This is a genomic window from Cupriavidus pinatubonensis, from assembly GCF_019602855.1.
In the GTDB taxonomy this organism is placed as follows: Bacteria; Pseudomonadota; Gammaproteobacteria; order Burkholderiales; family Burkholderiaceae; genus Cupriavidus; species Cupriavidus pinatubonensis.
On the sequence record NZ_CP080767.1, the window covers coordinates 2,502,022 to 2,518,034 of the forward strand.

Here is a 16,013-nt window from a genome sequence, read left to right on the forward strand (position 1 = left end):
TGTTCGCTTTCACGCAACACCGCGCTCATTGAAAATTGCTGCACGTGCTACAATGTATCGTTAGCCCGGGATGTTCCGCGCATCCCTGTCACCGGGCGTTCTCTCCAGCGTGAAGGCCGGCCCTTCAGATCCTTCCGCAACGCTACACCTATGGCGAGCGACCGGTAACACGGTGCCCCCGCATCCGCGACTCGCACGGCCGAGGTTCTGCGGCCGCAATCGGCAAGACAGATCGGCCGGGCAGACTGCGCCCCCTGGACGATTCCCTAACCGGACCGGATGGCACGTGGCCTGTTGCGTCGCCTGGCCCTGTCAGCTTGCCGGGGACCATCCAAGGCGCGACCCGCCGCCGTGCGGCAAACCCGTGCACATGTGCTGGACCGGCATGCCCGCGCGTCGCGTCACATCGGATCGGTAAAACGTAACCATTGCAGCCCCCGGGCTGCCGAAAGAGGAAGATAGATTGGCTAAGGAAGAACTCATTGAATTTGGCGGTGTGGTGTCGGAAGCCCTGCCCGACAATCGTTACCGAGTCCTGCTGGAGAATGGCGTCGAGATCTGGGCCTATGCATCGGGCAAGATGCAGAAGCACCGAATCCGCATTCTGGCGGGCGACCGCGTCACCCTGGAAATGTCGCCGTACGACCTGACCAAGGGCCGCATCAACTTCCGCCACAAGTCCTGAGTCATTGCCAGCGCCGGCGGCAGCGGAACAGCGTCCGCGCCGGCGTCAGCACATTGAGTGCGCACCAGCGTGTGTCACGCGCCTGACACCACGCTCGGAGACACTTGCGGGCTGCCCGACCGGCAGCCCGTATTGTTTGGGCCACGCGCCACCGCGCCCCGCCCCGCTTGCGCCTGTCGGACGGCTTCACCATACTCGAAGCTCGAACTTTGCCTCGTTCCGACATGAACCTGATCCTGTGGCGTCACGCTGAAGCCGAAGAACTCCCCGATCCGCTCAGCCTCAGCCGGCATGCGGACCTGCAGCGTCCGCTTACGCGTCGCGGGCGCAAGCAAGCGGACGCCTCCGCCGCATGGCTGCGCGCCCAGTTGCCAAGCGGCACACGCGTGCTGTGCAGCCCGGCGCTGCGCACGCGCGAGACGGCAGCGGCATTCAGCAGCCACAGCGAGGTCTTGGATGACCTGGCTCCCGGCGCCGACGTCAGCGCCGTGCTTGGTGCAATTGGCTGGCCACAGGGCGACGAGAATGTCGTCGTCGTAGGCCATCAGCCATGGATCGGACGGCTCGCCAGCCTGCTGCTGGCCGGCACGGAAATGGACTGGAGCGTGCGCAAGAGCGGTATCTGGTGGCTGACCAGCCGCACCCGCGAAAGCGAAGCGCAGACCGTGTTGCGAGCGGTCATCAATCCCGAGTTCCTCTGACGCGTTCGATAAGCGAGTGATTCGATAAGCCAATTCCGAATTCCCGCCCACGGCGACGTGGGCGGCCCGGTGGCCACTGTACCGTCCAGGAATATCAAGAAAGTGCGATAGCCCCCTGTTTCTCCGCTCAATAGAGTCGCGTGGTTCGCCGGCCTGTCCGGCACTGGTGACCCGGAGAAGCAAGCATGCCCCACTCGTCCGTCCCGCCCGTTTGCCCTGCCGAGGCCGAGCCGTCGCCGGCGGCCGGGCCACGCGCCCACACCGGGGCGTGCGTCATGGAAGCGTCATCACCGGGTCACGGCACTGTCACCGCCACTGACTACATTGCTTCGCAGCAGTTTCGTCACCAAAAGGACACACTGATGCGAGACCTCCCGACGCCTACCCAGCCGCTTTTCGACTCCCTGCCCAATGGCCTCGGCGGCCAGTCGGCGCGGAGGCGTCTTCATCGCCCGTCGGATACAACGGCAAGTGAATCGCCTGTTCTCAGCGTGGCGTGGGCGCGCCACCAGGATGAAGTAGTCGAAGCGCAACGCCTGCGCTACAAGGTGTTTGCCGAAGAGATGGGCGCACGCCTGACGTCGAAGGTGCCTGAGCTGGACGTCGACATGTTCGACGCCTTCTGCGATCACCTGATCGTGCGCGACATGGCGACGCTCAAGGTGGTCGGCACCTACCGCGTACTCCCGCCGCACCAGGCTAAGCGCATCGGCTGCCTGTACGCCGAATCGGAGTTCGACCTGGTCCGCCTGTCACACCTGCGCCCGAAGATGCTCGAGCTTGGCCGTTCCTGCGTCCATCGCGACTACCGCTCGGGCAGTGTCATCATGGCACTGTGGGGCGGCCTGGGCGAGTACCTGCAGCGCTGGGGCATTGAGTCGATGCTCGGCTGCGCCAGCGTGCCGATGAGCGATGGCGGCCACTATGCCGCAAGCCTGCACCGCCTGTTCAGCGAGCGCTTCTTGGCGCCGATCGAATACCACGCGTTCCCGCGCCTTCCGCTGCCCGTAGAAGACCTCAACCAGCAACTCGATGTCGAGCCGCCCGCGCTGATCAAGGGCTACCTTCGCCTCGGCGCGCGCATCTGCGGCCTGCCGGCCTGGGATCCGGACTTCAACGTGGCCGACTTCCTGACGCTGCTGCGCGTGGGCGACATGAACCCGCGCTACGCCCGCCACTTCCTGGGACTGAACAACAAGACCGCCTGAAACAGGCATGCCTGAAGCGCTCCGGCGAAATGAAAACGGCGGCCCTTGGCCGCCGTTTCCGTTGACGTTCGGCGCCGCGACTCAGGCGTACACGACCTTGTAGCGCTTGCCGATGCGCTGCCATTCATCGGCTTCCTGCGCCAGGCTGTATTCGACCAGCGGATTGGCTTCGATCCAGACCTTGGGCACACGCACCTCGAAGCCCTCATCCAGCGCATCCGAGCGCTGCGAGACCTTGATGTCGGGCAGCGGGGAGTCCGAGCGCCGCCGGCACAGCACGAAGGCAAGCCGAAGGCTGAATAGCATGCGCCAGTCGAGGAACTTGCCGCTGCCAGAAAGCTTGCCGAGCTTCCCCGCATGGCCAAGCAGCAGTGCCGCCAGGCGAGCCTGATCCGTCTTGGAGAAGCCCGGCATATCCGCATGCGTCGCGATATACGCCGAGTGCTTGTGGTAGCCGCTATGGGAAATCGACATGCCAACTTCATGCAGGCTCGCGGCCCAGCCCAGCAGCCCGAGGTTGTCCTCGCGCCGCTCATGGCGCGGCTGCGGAAACTGCGACAGCAAGATGGTCGCCGCGCGGCGCACGCGAGTCGCCTGAGCCCGGTCTACTCCGTAGCGTCGCATGAACTGGTCCACCGTCACGGTGCGCATGTCCTCGTGATGACTGCGTCCCAGCAGGTCATAAAGCACGCCGAGCCGCAAAGCGCCGTCGGTCACGTCCATACGATCGATGTCGAGTTCGGCGAATACGCCCAGCATGATCGAGAGCCCGCCTGGCAGCACCGGAATACGGTCGGCCTTCAGGCCGGTCAGCTTGACGCGGTTCGCGTTCTCGGCCTTGACCAACGCGCGCTTGAGCCGTTCGAGCCCTTCGCGCGTGATGCCATGCTCGGCCGCGCTGTCGTTCATGCCATTGAGCTCGATCAGTTCGGCCAACGCACGCGCCGTACCCGATGAACCGACCGCCTGCTCCCATCCCGCCGCGCGATACTGGCGCACCAGCACCTGGATCTCTCGGCGTGCGGCGAGTTCGGCCTGCTTCATCGCATACTCGTCGACGTTGCCGCTCGGAAAGAACTGGCGGCTGTGCGACACGCAGCCGATGTAGAGGCTTTCCATCAGCTTCGACTGGTAGCCGCTGCCGATGATGAATTCGGTCGAACCGCCACCAATGTCCACGACAAGGCGATTGCCCTGGCACACCGGTGCATCGTGCGATGCGCCCAGGTAAATCAGGCGCGCTTCTTCACGGCCTGCGATGACTTCGATCGGGAAGCCAAGCGCCGCTTCCGCCTCGATCAGGAATTCCGATGCATTCTTGGCCACGCGCAGCGTGTTGGTCGCCACGGCACGCACCTGATCCGGGGAGAAGTCGCGCAGCCGGTCGCCGAAGCGGCGCAGCGCGTCGATGCCGCGGCGCCGTGCCGGCTGGTCGAGATACTTGTCCGGTGTCAGGCCTGCTGCGAGCCTCACCGGCTCGCGCAGCGCGTCGACCTGGAAGATCTGGCTGGCCGGGCCGTTGCTAGTGGGGGTTTCGTCCACCCGCCCGATCATGAGGCGGAAGCTGTTCGAACCCATGTCGACGGCGGCCAGCAGGCGTGGAGTGTTGTTCATTCGGTATCTGGAAAACTGAAACGCAGAGGGCGCCGGGAGGCCGCATCAGACGAGATGGACGCTCCGCCCGGGGGCGGCTGGCACCCCAGAAAATTATGTCCTCGGCATGTCCGCATCATGACAAAATCGTAGTGTCATAAAAGTGACATGAATGTATGAAAAAGTCGCCACATTACCAAAAGAAGGTCATGCCCATGTCGACGACACCGTCCAGCACGCTGCTCAATCGCGAGCTGGGCATTCTGGAATTCAATGCACGCGTTCTGGCACAGGCTGCCGACTTCCAGGTACCGCTGCTGGAAAGACTCAAATTCATCTGCATTGTGTCCAGCAATCTGGATGAGTTCTTTGAAATCCGCATGGCCGGGTTGAAGGAACAGATGCGGGACAACGCCTCCGGCCTCACCCCCGACGGTCTTTCCTTCCAGCAAGCCTACCAGCTGGTCACGGCGCGGACGCAGCAACTTGTTGCTTCGCAGTATGACATGCTGCAGAACGTCATTTTTCCCCTTCTTGAGAAGGAAGGCATCTTTTTTCACCTGACAACCACCTGGACCGATGCGCAGCGCGAGTGGGCCAGGGATTTCTTCGTGCGCGAGCTTGGGCCGGTGCTCACACCGATCGCCCTGGACCCCGCGCACCCTTTCCCGCGGGTACTCAACAAGAGCCTGAACTTCGTCGTCGAACTTTCAGGCAAGGATGCGTTTGGCCGCGAGGCGGATCTGGCCATCGTGCAGGCGCCGCGCGCGCTACCGCGCGTCGTGAAGATGCCCGAAAAGCTGTCGGGCTATCCGTTCGGTTTCGTGATGCTGTCGTCGTTCATGCAAGGTTTCGTGCATGAACTGTTCCCGTCCATCGACGTCCGGGGCTGCTATCAGTTCCGCGTCACGCGCAATTCCGACCTCTTCGTTTCCGAAGACGAAATCACGGACCTGCGCGAAGCACTGCAAGGCGAGCTGCCGACGCGGCACTTCGGCGATACGGTTCGGCTCGAAGTCTCGTCAGACACACCACCCGCGCTGTCGCGCCGCCTGCTGCTGGAATCGGGCCTGGGCGAACAGGACCTGTACCGCGTGTCGGGTCCGGTGAACCTGGTGCGGCTTATGCAGATCCCAGACATGGTCGACCGCCCGGCGCTGAAGTTTCCGCCGCATGTGCCGGCACCGGTCAAGCCTTTCACCAGTGGCGCACCGATCTTCGATGTCATACGCCAGCAGGACGTGCTGCTGCACCATCCATACGAAAGCTTCAACTCTGTACTGGACTTACTGCAACAGGCGGCGACCGACCCCAACGTGGTGGCGATCAAGCAGACGGTGTACCGGACCGGCAACGAATCGCTGGTCATGGAAGCGCTGATGACCGCAGCGCGCAATGGCAAGGAAGTCACAGTCGTGGTGGAACTGCTCGCACGCTTCGACGAAGAAACCAACATCAACTGGGCCGAGCGGCTGGAGTCGGCCGGCGCCCACGTCATCTACGGCGTGGTCGGCCACAAGTGCCACGCCAAGATGCTGCTGATCGTGCGCCGCGAACTGGCCGGCGCCAAGGCCAAGCAGGTCAAGCTCCGCCGCTATGCCCACCTCGGCACCGGCAACTACCATCCGCGCACGGCACGCCTGTACACGGACTTCGGCCTTCTGACCGCGAACGAGGCCATCTGCGAGGATGTCCATCACGTCTTCCAGCTGCTGACGGGCACTGCCGGCACGATACGGCTGAACCACCTGTGGCAGTCGCCGTTCAGCATGCATAGCAACCTGGTCGAGCATATCCGTGCCGAAGCGCGCAATGCGCGCGCCGGCAAGCCTGCTCGCATCATCGCAAAGATGAACGCGCTGCTGGAACCGTCCATCATCGATGAGCTCTACAAAGCGTCGCGCTCGGGCGTGAAGATCGACCTGATCGTGCGCGGCGTCTGCGCGTTGATGCCCGGCGTGCCCGGCATGTCAGAGAACATCTCGGTGCGCTCGATCGTCGGTCGCTTCCTGGAGCATCATCGCGTCTACTACTTCCTGGCCGGCGGCGAGGAAGTGCTCTACCTGTCGAGCGCCGACTGGATGGACCGTAACCTCTACCGCCGCGTGGAAGTCGCCTTCCCGGTCCTGGACAAGGCGCTCAAGGCACGCGTCATCAAGGAAAGCCTGCAGGTGCACCTGCGCGACAACGCCTCGGCGTGGATCATGCAGCCCGACGGCAACTATGTACGCAAGCAGACGCGTTCCAAGCATCCACACGTCAGCCAGAACGACCTGCTGGCATCGTTCGGAAACGCATAAGCCAGGCTCCGCCAGAAAGAAATGGCCCGCTTGTGCGGGCCATTTTTCCAAGGGAAAGGATGGTTGCCAGCGGCAAATAGCCGCCAGCAGCGCTCAGGCAGCGCGGCGCGAAGGATCGGCAGTGTCCGCCACCTCGCGCACGCTGCGCTCGATCGGAAAAATGATCCGAAACACGCTGCCCCGCCCCACTTCGCTGTTCACGCGCAGCTCGGCATGATGGCGCGAGACCACATGCTTGACGATTGCCAGGCCAAGCCCGGTACCGCCGGTGTCACGCGACCGGCTGCGGTCGACACGGTAGAAACGCTCGGTTAGCCGGGGAATATGCTCGGGCGCGATGCCCAGCCCGGTATCCGCGACCGAAAACACGGCATGTCCATCATCCCAGCCGAGCCGGACCGTGATTCGCCCGCCGGCGGGCGTATAGCGCACGGCATTCGATACCAGGTTGCCCAGCGCCGACATCAGTTCGGACTCGGTGCCGCGCAGCTCCACGGTCGGATCGATCTCCGCAGCGATATGATGGCGGCCTTGTGACAGCGCCTCCGCATCGTGGACGAGATGATCCACCATCTCGCGGACCGGGACGAGATCCTGCCCGGGCGGTTGCGCATCGCTTTCCAGCTTGGCCAGCGCCAGCAGGTCTTCCACGATGCTCTGCATGCGCATGGACTGCACCAGCATCATGTCGACATAGCGCTGACGGTCTTCCTCGGAAACCGGCAGGTCACGCACGGTTTCCAGGAAGCCGGTCAGCACGGTGAGCGGCGTCTTCAACTCATGCGAAACGTTGGCGACAAAGTCGCGCCGCATGGCTTCCGTATTCTCGAGCTTGGTGATGTCCTGCGTGATGACCAGCTTGCGGTTGTCGCCATACGGCAGCACCTGCACCGAGATCACGCCCTGCTTGTGCTCGCCCATGTCGCGCATGGCCAATGGCTCATCAAAGCGCTGGCGTGTCAGGTAGTGAACGAACTCGGGACGGCGAATCAGGTGCGTAATGCGCTGGCGCACATCGCGCCGTGCATTCAAGCCGAGGTGCAGTTCAGCCACGCTGTTGCACCACTCGATCTGGTCGGCGTCGTCCAGCATCAGCACGCCGTTGGGCGAAGCCTGGATCGCCTGGATAAAGCGCGTGTGCTGCTGCTCCACTTGCAGTACCTGCAGGCGCCAACGCTTGACCAGCCGGTGCAGGCGGTAATAGACCTCGCCCCACAGGCCCGGCGCGCTGGGAATTTCACCATACGCTGGCGCGTCCAGCACTTTCCACAGCCGGTTGATCTGGTACAGGTGGAATGCCACCAGGCAAAGCAGCGACACACTCATCACCGCCAGCGCAGGCACCGCCCCCGCCAGAAGATAGACCCCGACGGCAACCACCACCAGGCTGATCAGGATGGCCACGGAGCGGGCCCAGATGACATTCATGCGCGCAAAGGAGACTCAGGAACCCGCGGTGCGGGCAAGTGGCGGGGGAACCGCCGTTGCGGCAGAGTTTGCCACGAATCCGTGACAACTGGCCACGCAAAGGATGGCCAGGGCCAATCTCAATTGCCTGGCGTGCGAGCCAGCCGGTAACCGCTGCCGCGTACGGTTTCAATCATATTGCTGTAGCCGCCCGGCGTCAGCGCAGCACGCAGGCGCTTGATATGCACGTCGACCGTACGTTCTTCGACGAACACGTGATCGCCCCACACTTGATCCAGCAGTTGCGAACGGCTATGCACGCGCTCCGGATGCGTCATCAGGAAGTGAAGCAACCGGAACTCTGTAGGACCGAGGTCGAGCTTGATCGGGCCGGCGTTGTCTTCGCCGGTCACGCGGTGCGTGGCCGGATCCAGACGCAGGCCATTGATGGCCACCACATCATCGGTGAGCTGCGGCGCACGGCGGCGCAGCACGGCTTTGATGCGGGCAAGCAGTTCCTTGGGCGAAAACGGCTTGGTGACATAGTCGTCCGCACCGGCTTCGAGCCCCATCACCTTGTCCTGCTCTTCGCTGCGGGCGGTGAGCATGATGATGGGAATCTGCTTGGTGCGGTCGTTCGCACGCAACTCCTTGGCGAAGGTGGCGCCTGACTTGCCCGGTAGCATCCAGTCCAGCAGCACCAGGTCTGGCAGCACGTCGCTCATCAGCGACAGCGCCTGTTCGGCGTTGTAGGCCCGGATCGGATAGTGCCCCGCGTGCTGCAGGTTGACGGCGATTAGTTCAGCGATCGCCGGTTCATCTTCGACAACGAGAATACTGCTTGGCATGTGTATGTTTCTCCGGAGATAACGCCGCTCAGCTCAGGGCCTCACGCTCCATGTCCTCGCGCGAGGCGTGGCGGACATCCGTCCCCTTGACGATGTAGATGATGAATTCCGCAATATTCTTGGCATGGTCGCCGATGCGCTCGATCGCCTTGGCCACGAACAGGAAGTCCAGCGCGACCGAGATCGTACGCGGATCCTCCATCATGTAGGTAATCAGCTTGCGCACGAAGCCACGGAATTCCTCGTCGATGGCCTTGTCGTCCTTGACGATGCGCGCGGCCGCCACCGTGTCCAGGCGCGCAAACGCATCCAGTGCCTGGCGCAGCAGCGTGATTGCCATTTCGCCCGACAGCTTCACTTCGGCATAGTTGATATTATGCGCCGCCGCATCTTCCATGATGTGCTTGGTGCGCTTGGCGATTTTCTCGGCTTCGTCGCCCGCGCGCTCCAGGTTCGTGATGGTCTTGGAGATGGCCATCACCAGGCGCAGGTCGCGCGCGGTTGGCTGGCGGCGCGCGATGATGTTGCCGCAGTCGGCGTCGATCTCGACTTCCAGCGCGTTGAGCTGCTGTTCGCGCGCGATGACCTGGTCGGCCAGCGAGGTGTCAAAATCGGCGAGCGCACGCATCGCGAGTTCAATCTGCGATTCGACCAGGCCACCCATCTGCAGCAGCTTGGTATTGATGGCGTTGAGGTCGGCGTCGAATTGCGTTGACAGGTGCTTGTCAGTCATGGGTATCTCCAGACCGCTGTGGGTTTCCGGGGCGTTGGCGTGGCACGGCGGACGGCATCAGCCGAACCGGCCAGTGATGTAGTCTTCGGTTTCCTTGCGGTGCGGCTTGATGAAGATCTTCTCGGTCTCGCCGAACTCGATCAGCTCGCCCAGGTACATGTAGGCCGTGTAGTCCGAGCAGCGGGCAGCCTGTTGCATGTTGTGAGTCACGATCACCACCGTATATTCGTCCTTGAGCTCGGCGATCAGTTCCTCGATGCGGCCCGTGGAGATCGGGTCCAGCGCGGAGCACGGCTCGTCGAGCAGCAGCACTTCAGGGCGGATCGCAATGCCGCGCGCGATGCAAAGGCGCTGCTGCTGGCCACCCGACAGGCCGTAGCCCGACTGGTGCAGCTTGTCCTTTGCCTCGTTCCACAGCGCAGCCTTGGACAGCGCCCACTCCACGCGATCATCCATTTCCGAGCGCGACAGTTTCTCGAACAGGCGCACGCCGAACGCGATGTTGTCGTAGATGGACATCGGGAACGGGGTCGGTTTCTGGAACACCATGCCGACCTTGGCGCGCAGCAGCGCGATGTCCTGGCGGCTGGTCAGCAGGTTTTCACCGTCCATGTTGATCTCGCCCTCGGCGCGCTGCTCCGGGTAGAGGCCGTACATCTTGTTGAACGTGCGCAGCAGCGTGGACTTGCCACAGCCCGACGGGCCGATGAACGCCGTGACCTTGCGGTCCGGGATCGACATATTGATGTTCTTCAGGGCGTGGAACTGCCCGTAGTAGAAGTTCAGGTTACGCACGTCGATCTTGGCGCGCACCGAGTCGGGGATGTCGATGACAGTCGAAGTCATGCTGGTATCTCGCTAAATATTCGGGTTCCGGTCCGATTCCTGGAATCGCGCGCCGGTTACTTCTTGAACAGCATGCGCGCCACGATATTGAGCGCAAGCACACCGATCGTAATGAGGAACACGCCTGCCCAGGCCAGTTGCTGCCATTCCGTGAACGGGCTCATGGCGAAGCGGAAAATCGTCACAGGCAGGTTTGCCATCGGCTTGTTCAGGTCACTGGTCCAGAACTGGTTGGACAGCGCGGTGAACAGCAGCGGTGCAGTTTCGCCGGCAATACGCGCCACGGCCAGCAGCACGCCGGTAACGATGCCGGCGTAGGACGACTTCACCGTGATCGACAGCACCATCTTCCATTTCGGCGTGCCAAGCGCGAAGGCGGCTTCACGCAGAGCGTTGGGCACCAGGTTCAGCATGTTCTCGGTCGTACGGACCACGATCGGAATCTGCAGCAGTGCCAGTGCGCATGCACCCGCCCAGCCCGAGAAGTGCCCCATGCGGGTCACCACCAGGGCGTAGACGAACAGGCCGATCACGATCGACGGCGCCGACAGCAGGATGTCGTTGATGAAGCGGATGAAGCTGGCCAGCGGCGACGCCTTGCCATATTCGGCCAGGTAAATGCCGGCCAGGATGCCCAGCGGCGTGCCGAACAGCGTGGCGACACCAACCATCACGAAGCTACCGAAAATCGCATTGGCGAGGCCGCCACCGGCGGTATTCGGCGCGGGCGTCATCTGCGTGAAGAGGTCCAGCGACAGGCCGCCGACGCCCAGCGTGACCGTGGTGAACAGGATCCAGGCCAGCCAGAACAGGCCGAAACCCATGGCGCCCAGCGACGCGGCCAGTGCAATCAGGTTGGTGCGGCGGCGGCGCGCTTGCAGGCGCGTGCGCACAGCGTCGGCGTCGGGCCGTACAGCGGGAATCGATGCGGAAGACACAGCGTGGCTCGCCTGGTTCATTTTGCACCCTCATTCTTTGCCAGTCGCAACAGCAGCAGCTTGGAGAGCGCCAGCACCACGAACGTGATGAAGAACAGAATCAGGCCCAGTTCCATCAGCGCAGCCGTGTGCAGGCCGGCGCCGGCTTCCGCAAACTCGTTGGCCAGTGCGGACGTAATGCTGTTGCCCGGCGAGAACAGCGACGCGCTGTCAAGCAGGTTGGTATTGCCGATCACGAAGGTGATGGCCATGGTTTCGCCCAGTGCGCGTCCGAGGCCGAGCATGACGCCGCCGAGCACGCCGGCGCGGGTGTAGGGCAGCACCACTTTCCACATCACTTCCCAGGTCGTGCAGCCCACGCCATAGGCGGATTCCTTGAGTAGCACCGGCGTCACTTCAAACACGTCGCGCATCACCGAGGCGATGTACGGAATGATCATGATCGCGAGGATCACGCCCGCGCACAGCAGGCCGATGCCGAGCGGCGCACCCTGGAACAGCTTGCCGATCACCGGCACCTGGCCGATGGTGGCAGCCAGCGGCTTCTGGAAGTACTCGCCGAAGATCGGCGCGAACACCAGCAGACCCCACATGCCGTAGACGATCGACGGCACGGCGGCCAGCAATTCAATAGCAGTGCCGAGCGGACGGCGCAGCCAGGCTGGCGACAACTCGGTCAGGAACAGTGCGATGCCAAAGCTCACCGGCACGGCAATGATCAGTGCAATCAGCGAAGTCACAAGCGTGCCGTAGATCGGCACAAGTGCGCCATAGACGTCAGCGGGAGGATCCCATTCCGCAGTCCAGAGAAATCGGGCGCCGAATGTCTGGATCGAAGGCCATGCGCTGATAGCCAGGGACACGATGATGCCGCCCAGCAGCAGCAGCGTCACGATGGCGGCCCCGCGGGTCAGGCCGCCGAACAGGATGTCGCCAGTGCGGCTTGGTGGCCGGACGGCTGAAATTTCGGACGAAGTCGCCATGGTGCAGAGAATACGGATCGATGGTTTGGCAGGCACCGGCGGCAAGCGCCGGGCCACTCAGCCAGCCGCCGCGCATGCCGCAGCCAGCTGCCATGCGGACAGTAGCTTAGTACTTAGTACAGCGCCTTGCCCGACGCGTCCTTAACGCTCGTCTTCCAGGTCGTGCGAATCTGGTTCACGACCGCATCCGGCAGCGGCACGTAGTCCAGGTCGGCGGCCATGTTGGTGCCGCTCTTGTAGGCCCAGTCGAAGAACTTCAGCACTTCCGCGCCTTGCGCAGCCTTTTCCTGGTTCTTGTGGACCAGGATGAAGGTCGCGCCGGCGATCGGCCATGCCGCCTTGCCCGGCTGGTTCGTCAGGATCTGGTAGTAGCTCTTGCTCCAGTCCGCACCGGCGGCGGCAGCCTTGAAGGCGTCGTCACCGGGCTGAACCACGGCGCCGGCCGCGTTCTTCATGTTCACGTGCGTCATCTTGTTCTGCTTGGCGTAGGCGTACTCGACGTAGCCGATCGCGCCATTCAGACGCTGCACGAAAGCGGCAACGCCTTCGTTGCCCTTGCCGCCCGTGCCACCGCCCGGCCAGTTGACGGTGGTGCCTTCGCCCACCGACTTCTGCCATTCGGGGCTGACCTTCGACAGGTAGTTCGTGAAGATGAAGGTGGTGCCCGAACCGTCAGCGCGGCGCACCGGCAGGATGTCCTGGTTCGGCAGCTTGGCGTGCGGGTTCAGTGCCTTGATGGCCGGATCGTCCCACTTCTTGATCTTGCCCAGGTAGATATTGGCCAGCACTTCGCCCGTGATGGTCAGGTCGCCCGGCTTCACACCTTGCAGGTTGATCACCGGCACCACGCCGCCGATCACAGTCGGGAACTGGACCAGACCCTGCTTGTTCAGATCTTCGTCCTTCAGCGGGGCATCCGAAGCGCCGAAATCGACCGTCTTGGCGCCAATCTGCTTGATGCCGCCCGACGAGCCGATGGATTGATAGTTGACCTTGTTGCCCGTTGCTTTTTGGTATGCGTCGGCCCACTTGGAATAGACGGGCGCCGGGAAGGAAGCGCCTGCACCGGTAATTTCCGCCGCGAACGCAGTACCCGCTACGACCATCGAAACGATGCCTGCCACGGCAGTCTTGACCAGCTTCATATGTCCTCCAGAGAACATTGGTTGGGAATGACAAATTTTTGACAAGACGAACTGTATGCTCCGCACATGACAATTCCGTGACATCGCAGAATCTTCTTGGAAGCCTGTATGGACGCGGCCAAATCCGGTGTGCGCATCCCCTCCGGTAGTGGGGAGAGCCCCTCGGTTAATTGCGCAACGGCGCAAAAAAACGCCGGGCAAGCCCGGCGTGATGACGTTGAGGTGCGGTCCCGCCTGGTTGGTCAGGCGCGCAATGCCTCCGCGAGCGTCTGTGCGGCGCGTTCGGCCGTCTCGGCGTGCTCTGCCTCTACCATCACACGCACCACGGGCTCGGTGCCGGAAGCTCGAATCAGCACACGGCCGCGCCCTGCCAGTTCAGGCTCCACGACCGCGCGGGCCGCTTTCAGACCGGCATGCGATTGCCAGTCGAACCCCTTCTCAACCCGAACGTTGATGAGCTTCTGCGGAAACAGGCTGACACCGTCAAGCAAGCCGGCCAGCGTCTTGCCGCTACGGCGCAGCGCCGCCAGCACCTGGAGCGCCGAGACAATACCGTCGCCCGTGCTGTGCCGGTCAAGGCACAGCAGATGCCCCGAGCCCTCGCCACCGAGCGTCCAGTGACGCTTGTTCAACTCTTCCAGGACATAGCGGTCGCCGACCTTCGCGCGCACGAATTCCACGCCGATGCGCTTGAGTGCCAACTCCACGGCCATATTGGTCATGAGCGTGCCCACCGCGCCTTCGACCGCAAACCCTGCCGCCATGCGATCGCGCACGATCAGGTACAGCAGTTCGTCGCCGTTGTAGAGGCGACCTTCGCTGTCCACCACCTGCAGCCGGTCCGCATCGCCGTCGAATGCAAGTCCCAGGTCGGCGCCGTGCTCCCGGACGGCTTCGATCAGCTTGCCGGGCGCGGTAGCACCGTAGCCGTCGTTGATGTTGCGGCCGTCCGGCTGGTTTCCGATCGCGATGACGTCCGCGCCCAGTTCATGGAAGACGTGCGGCGCAATGTGGTAGGCGGCGCCATGCGCGCAGTCCACCACCAGCTTGAGACCGCGCAGGTCCTGGCTGTTCGGGAACGTGCTCTTGCAGAACTCGATATAGCGACCCGGCGCGTCGTTGATGCGCCGCGCACGGCCCAGATCATCGGACGGCGCGCAGGTCATCGGCTCTTCAAGGGCCGCCTCGATCTTGGCCTCGACCTCGTCGGGCAGCTTGTCGCCATCGGCCGAGAAGAACTTGATGCCGTTGTCGTAGTACGGATTGTGGCTAGCCGAAATGACCACGCCCGCCGACAGGCGCAGCGCGCGAGTCAGATAGGCAATGCCAGGGGTCGGCAACGGTCCGGTCAGCAGTACGTGCACACCTGCCGAAGTAAAGCCGGCTTCAAGTGCCGCCTCAAGCATATAGCCCGAAATCCGCGTATCCTTGCCAATCAGCACGGTGGGCCGTCCCTGCCCGGTACTCGCACCATGTGCCAGCACCTTCCCAGCGGCATGTCCCAGCCGCATGACGAAATCTGGCGTGATCGGCGATTCGCCGACTTTGCCGCGTACGCCATCAGTCCCGAAATACTTGCGCGTCATTCCCTTAAATCCTTTCTTGCTTGCTCTGTCTGGCAACTATGAATGTGACTACTGCCGTTCCACTCCTGTCACGGCTTCATTCCGGACTGCCCACCAGGTCTTGAGGGCATCCACCGTATCCTGCACATCATGCACGCGCACGATATACGCTCCGCGCTCTGCCGCACATACCGCTGCGGCAATGCTGGCCGCCACACGCTGCAGCGGCGGCCGGCCACCCAGGATCGCGCCAAGCGTTGACTTGCGGGACAGGCCCACCAGCAAAGGCAGCCTGGCTTTCGCAAGGGCTGGCAATTGCCCAAGCAGGCGCAAATTATGATCCGGAGTCTTGCCGAAGCCAAATCCCGGGTCGAGCGTGATGCGGGCCGTGTCGACGCCAGCCTGGCGCAGCACGGCCACGCGTTCATCGAGGAAAGCAGCGACCTCGGCCACCACATCGGTGTACTGCGGGTCCTCCTGCATTGTCTGCGGGTCCCGCTGCATGTGCATCACACACAGACCGGCCTGCCCCTGCGCCACCGCCTCGACGGCGCCGGGCATGCGGAAGCCCCAGATATCGTTGATGAGATCTGCACCGGCCGCGAGCGATGCGCGCATGACCTCCGGCTTGTAGGTATCGATCGATAGCGGCTTGCCGCAATCGCGCAGCGCCTCGACGATGGGAATCACGCGGGCCAACTCTTCATCCAGCGGCAATGCGTCGGAACCCGGACGGCTCGACTCGCCACCGATATCGATGATGTCCACACCTTCTGCGATGAGCTGCTCGGCGTGCCGCAGGGCAGCGTCCCGGGTGGCATGCATGCCGCCATCGGAGAATGAATCAGGCGTTACGTTGAGAATGCCCATGACAAGCGGGCGGCGGTCCAGCGCAAAGCGAAAGCGGCCGCACTGGAAATACGTGGATGGCGAAGTCTGCTGCAAGGTAGAAGCCGGAAACAAAAATAGAAGATCTGCGCACGCTCCGCGCAGAAACGAAAAAGCCGGTGCCAAGGGCACCGGCTTGTCGGAACAGCTAGGTCGTCACCGTCTCGCTGACA

14 protein-coding genes are annotated in these 16,013 nt (G+C 63.0%); 4 read left to right on the top strand and 10 right to left on the bottom strand.

From position 1 onward, the window contains the following. Nucleotides 1-463 precede the first annotated feature (463 nt). The 3 genes from infA to K2O51_RS24255 all read left to right on the top strand — a co-directional run bounded on the left by infA (nt 464) and on the right by K2O51_RS24255 (nt 2,594). Complete coding sequence (gene infA / locus K2O51_RS24245) at nt 464-685, top strand: translation initiation factor IF-1 (RefSeq protein ID WP_006578938.1); 222 nt, start codon at nt 464-466, stop codon at nt 683-685. A 224-nt stretch (nt 686-909) separates the two neighbouring features. After that, a complete protein-coding gene (locus K2O51_RS24250; protein ID WP_011298315.1) occupies nt 910-1,386 on the top strand; it encodes a SixA phosphatase family protein in 477 nt (158 codons plus the stop codon). Between the two features lie 362 nt (nt 1,387-1,748). Continuing rightward, on the top strand, nt 1,749-2,594 hold the full coding sequence (locus tag K2O51_RS24255; RefSeq protein WP_011298316.1) for a GNAT family N-acetyltransferase: 846 nt from the start codon (nt 1,749-1,751) through the stop codon (nt 2,592-2,594). An 81-nt stretch (nt 2,595-2,675) separates the two neighbouring features. Here the strand turns inward: K2O51_RS24255 and ppx are convergent, their stop codons facing one another. Continuing rightward, the gene (gene ppx, locus K2O51_RS24260; RefSeq protein WP_011298317.1) at nt 2,676-4,208 is read right to left on the bottom strand and encodes an exopolyphosphatase; all 1,533 of its coding nucleotides are present in this window, start codon (nt 4,206-4,208) and stop codon (nt 2,676-2,678) included. 155 nt (nt 4,209-4,363) lie between these two features. Between ppx and ppk1 the strand changes: the two genes are divergently transcribed. Then, nucleotides 4,364-6,487: a polyphosphate kinase 1 gene (gene ppk1 / locus K2O51_RS24265; RefSeq protein WP_084791908.1), complete on the top strand. Its 2,124-nt coding sequence runs from the start codon at nt 4,364-4,366 to the stop codon at nt 6,485-6,487. Nucleotides 6,488-6,580: 93 nt separating this feature from the next. On the opposite strand, the gene phoR is transcribed toward ppk1, so the two are convergent. The 9 genes from phoR to folP form a co-directional block, all read right to left on the bottom strand. Next, nucleotides 6,581-7,915 carry a phosphate regulon sensor histidine kinase PhoR gene (gene phoR, locus K2O51_RS24270; RefSeq protein WP_011298319.1) on the bottom strand — a complete coding sequence of 445 codons (1,335 nt, stop codon included), beginning with the start codon at nt 7,913-7,915 and terminating at the stop codon, nt 6,581-6,583. Between the two features lie 119 nt (nt 7,916-8,034). Continuing rightward, the gene (gene phoB, locus K2O51_RS24275) at nt 8,035-8,742 is read right to left on the bottom strand and encodes a phosphate regulon transcriptional regulator PhoB (protein WP_011298320.1); all 708 of its coding nucleotides are present in this window, start codon (nt 8,740-8,742) and stop codon (nt 8,035-8,037) included. A 28-nt stretch (nt 8,743-8,770) separates the two neighbouring features. Then, nucleotides 8,771-9,475, bottom strand: coding sequence for a phosphate signaling complex protein PhoU (gene phoU, locus K2O51_RS24280; protein WP_011298321.1), 705 nt, complete (start codon nt 9,473-9,475; stop codon nt 8,771-8,773). A 57-nt stretch (nt 9,476-9,532) separates the two neighbouring features. Next, nucleotides 9,533-10,321: a phosphate ABC transporter ATP-binding protein PstB gene (pstB, locus tag K2O51_RS24285; protein WP_011298322.1), complete on the bottom strand. Its 789-nt coding sequence runs from the start codon at nt 10,319-10,321 to the stop codon at nt 9,533-9,535. A 56-nt stretch (nt 10,322-10,377) separates the two neighbouring features. Continuing rightward, entirely contained in the window at nt 10,378-11,280 is a 903-nt protein-coding gene (gene pstA, locus K2O51_RS24290) for a phosphate ABC transporter permease PstA (protein WP_011298323.1), read from the bottom strand. Continuing rightward, entirely contained in the window at nt 11,277-12,242 is a 966-nt protein-coding gene (gene pstC / locus K2O51_RS24295; RefSeq protein WP_011298324.1) for a phosphate ABC transporter permease PstC, read from the bottom strand. Before pstC ends, pstA begins: the two co-directional genes overlap by 4 nt. A 113-nt stretch (nt 12,243-12,355) precedes the next feature. Then, nucleotides 12,356-13,387 (bottom strand): phosphate ABC transporter substrate-binding protein PstS, encoded by a 1,032-nt coding sequence (pstS, locus tag K2O51_RS24300; RefSeq protein ID WP_011298325.1) that lies wholly within the window; start codon nt 13,385-13,387, stop codon nt 12,356-12,358. 242 nt (nt 13,388-13,629) lie between these two features. Further along, nucleotides 13,630-14,973, bottom strand: a complete 1,344-nt coding sequence (gene glmM, locus K2O51_RS24305; protein WP_011298326.1) for a phosphoglucosamine mutase — start codon at nt 14,971-14,973, stop codon at nt 13,630-13,632. A gap of 48 nt (nt 14,974-15,021) precedes the next feature. Then, the gene (gene folP / locus K2O51_RS24310; protein WP_084791934.1) at nt 15,022-15,822 is read right to left on the bottom strand and encodes a dihydropteroate synthase; all 801 of its coding nucleotides are present in this window, start codon (nt 15,820-15,822) and stop codon (nt 15,022-15,024) included. Between the last annotated feature and the right edge of the window lie 191 nt (nt 15,823-16,013).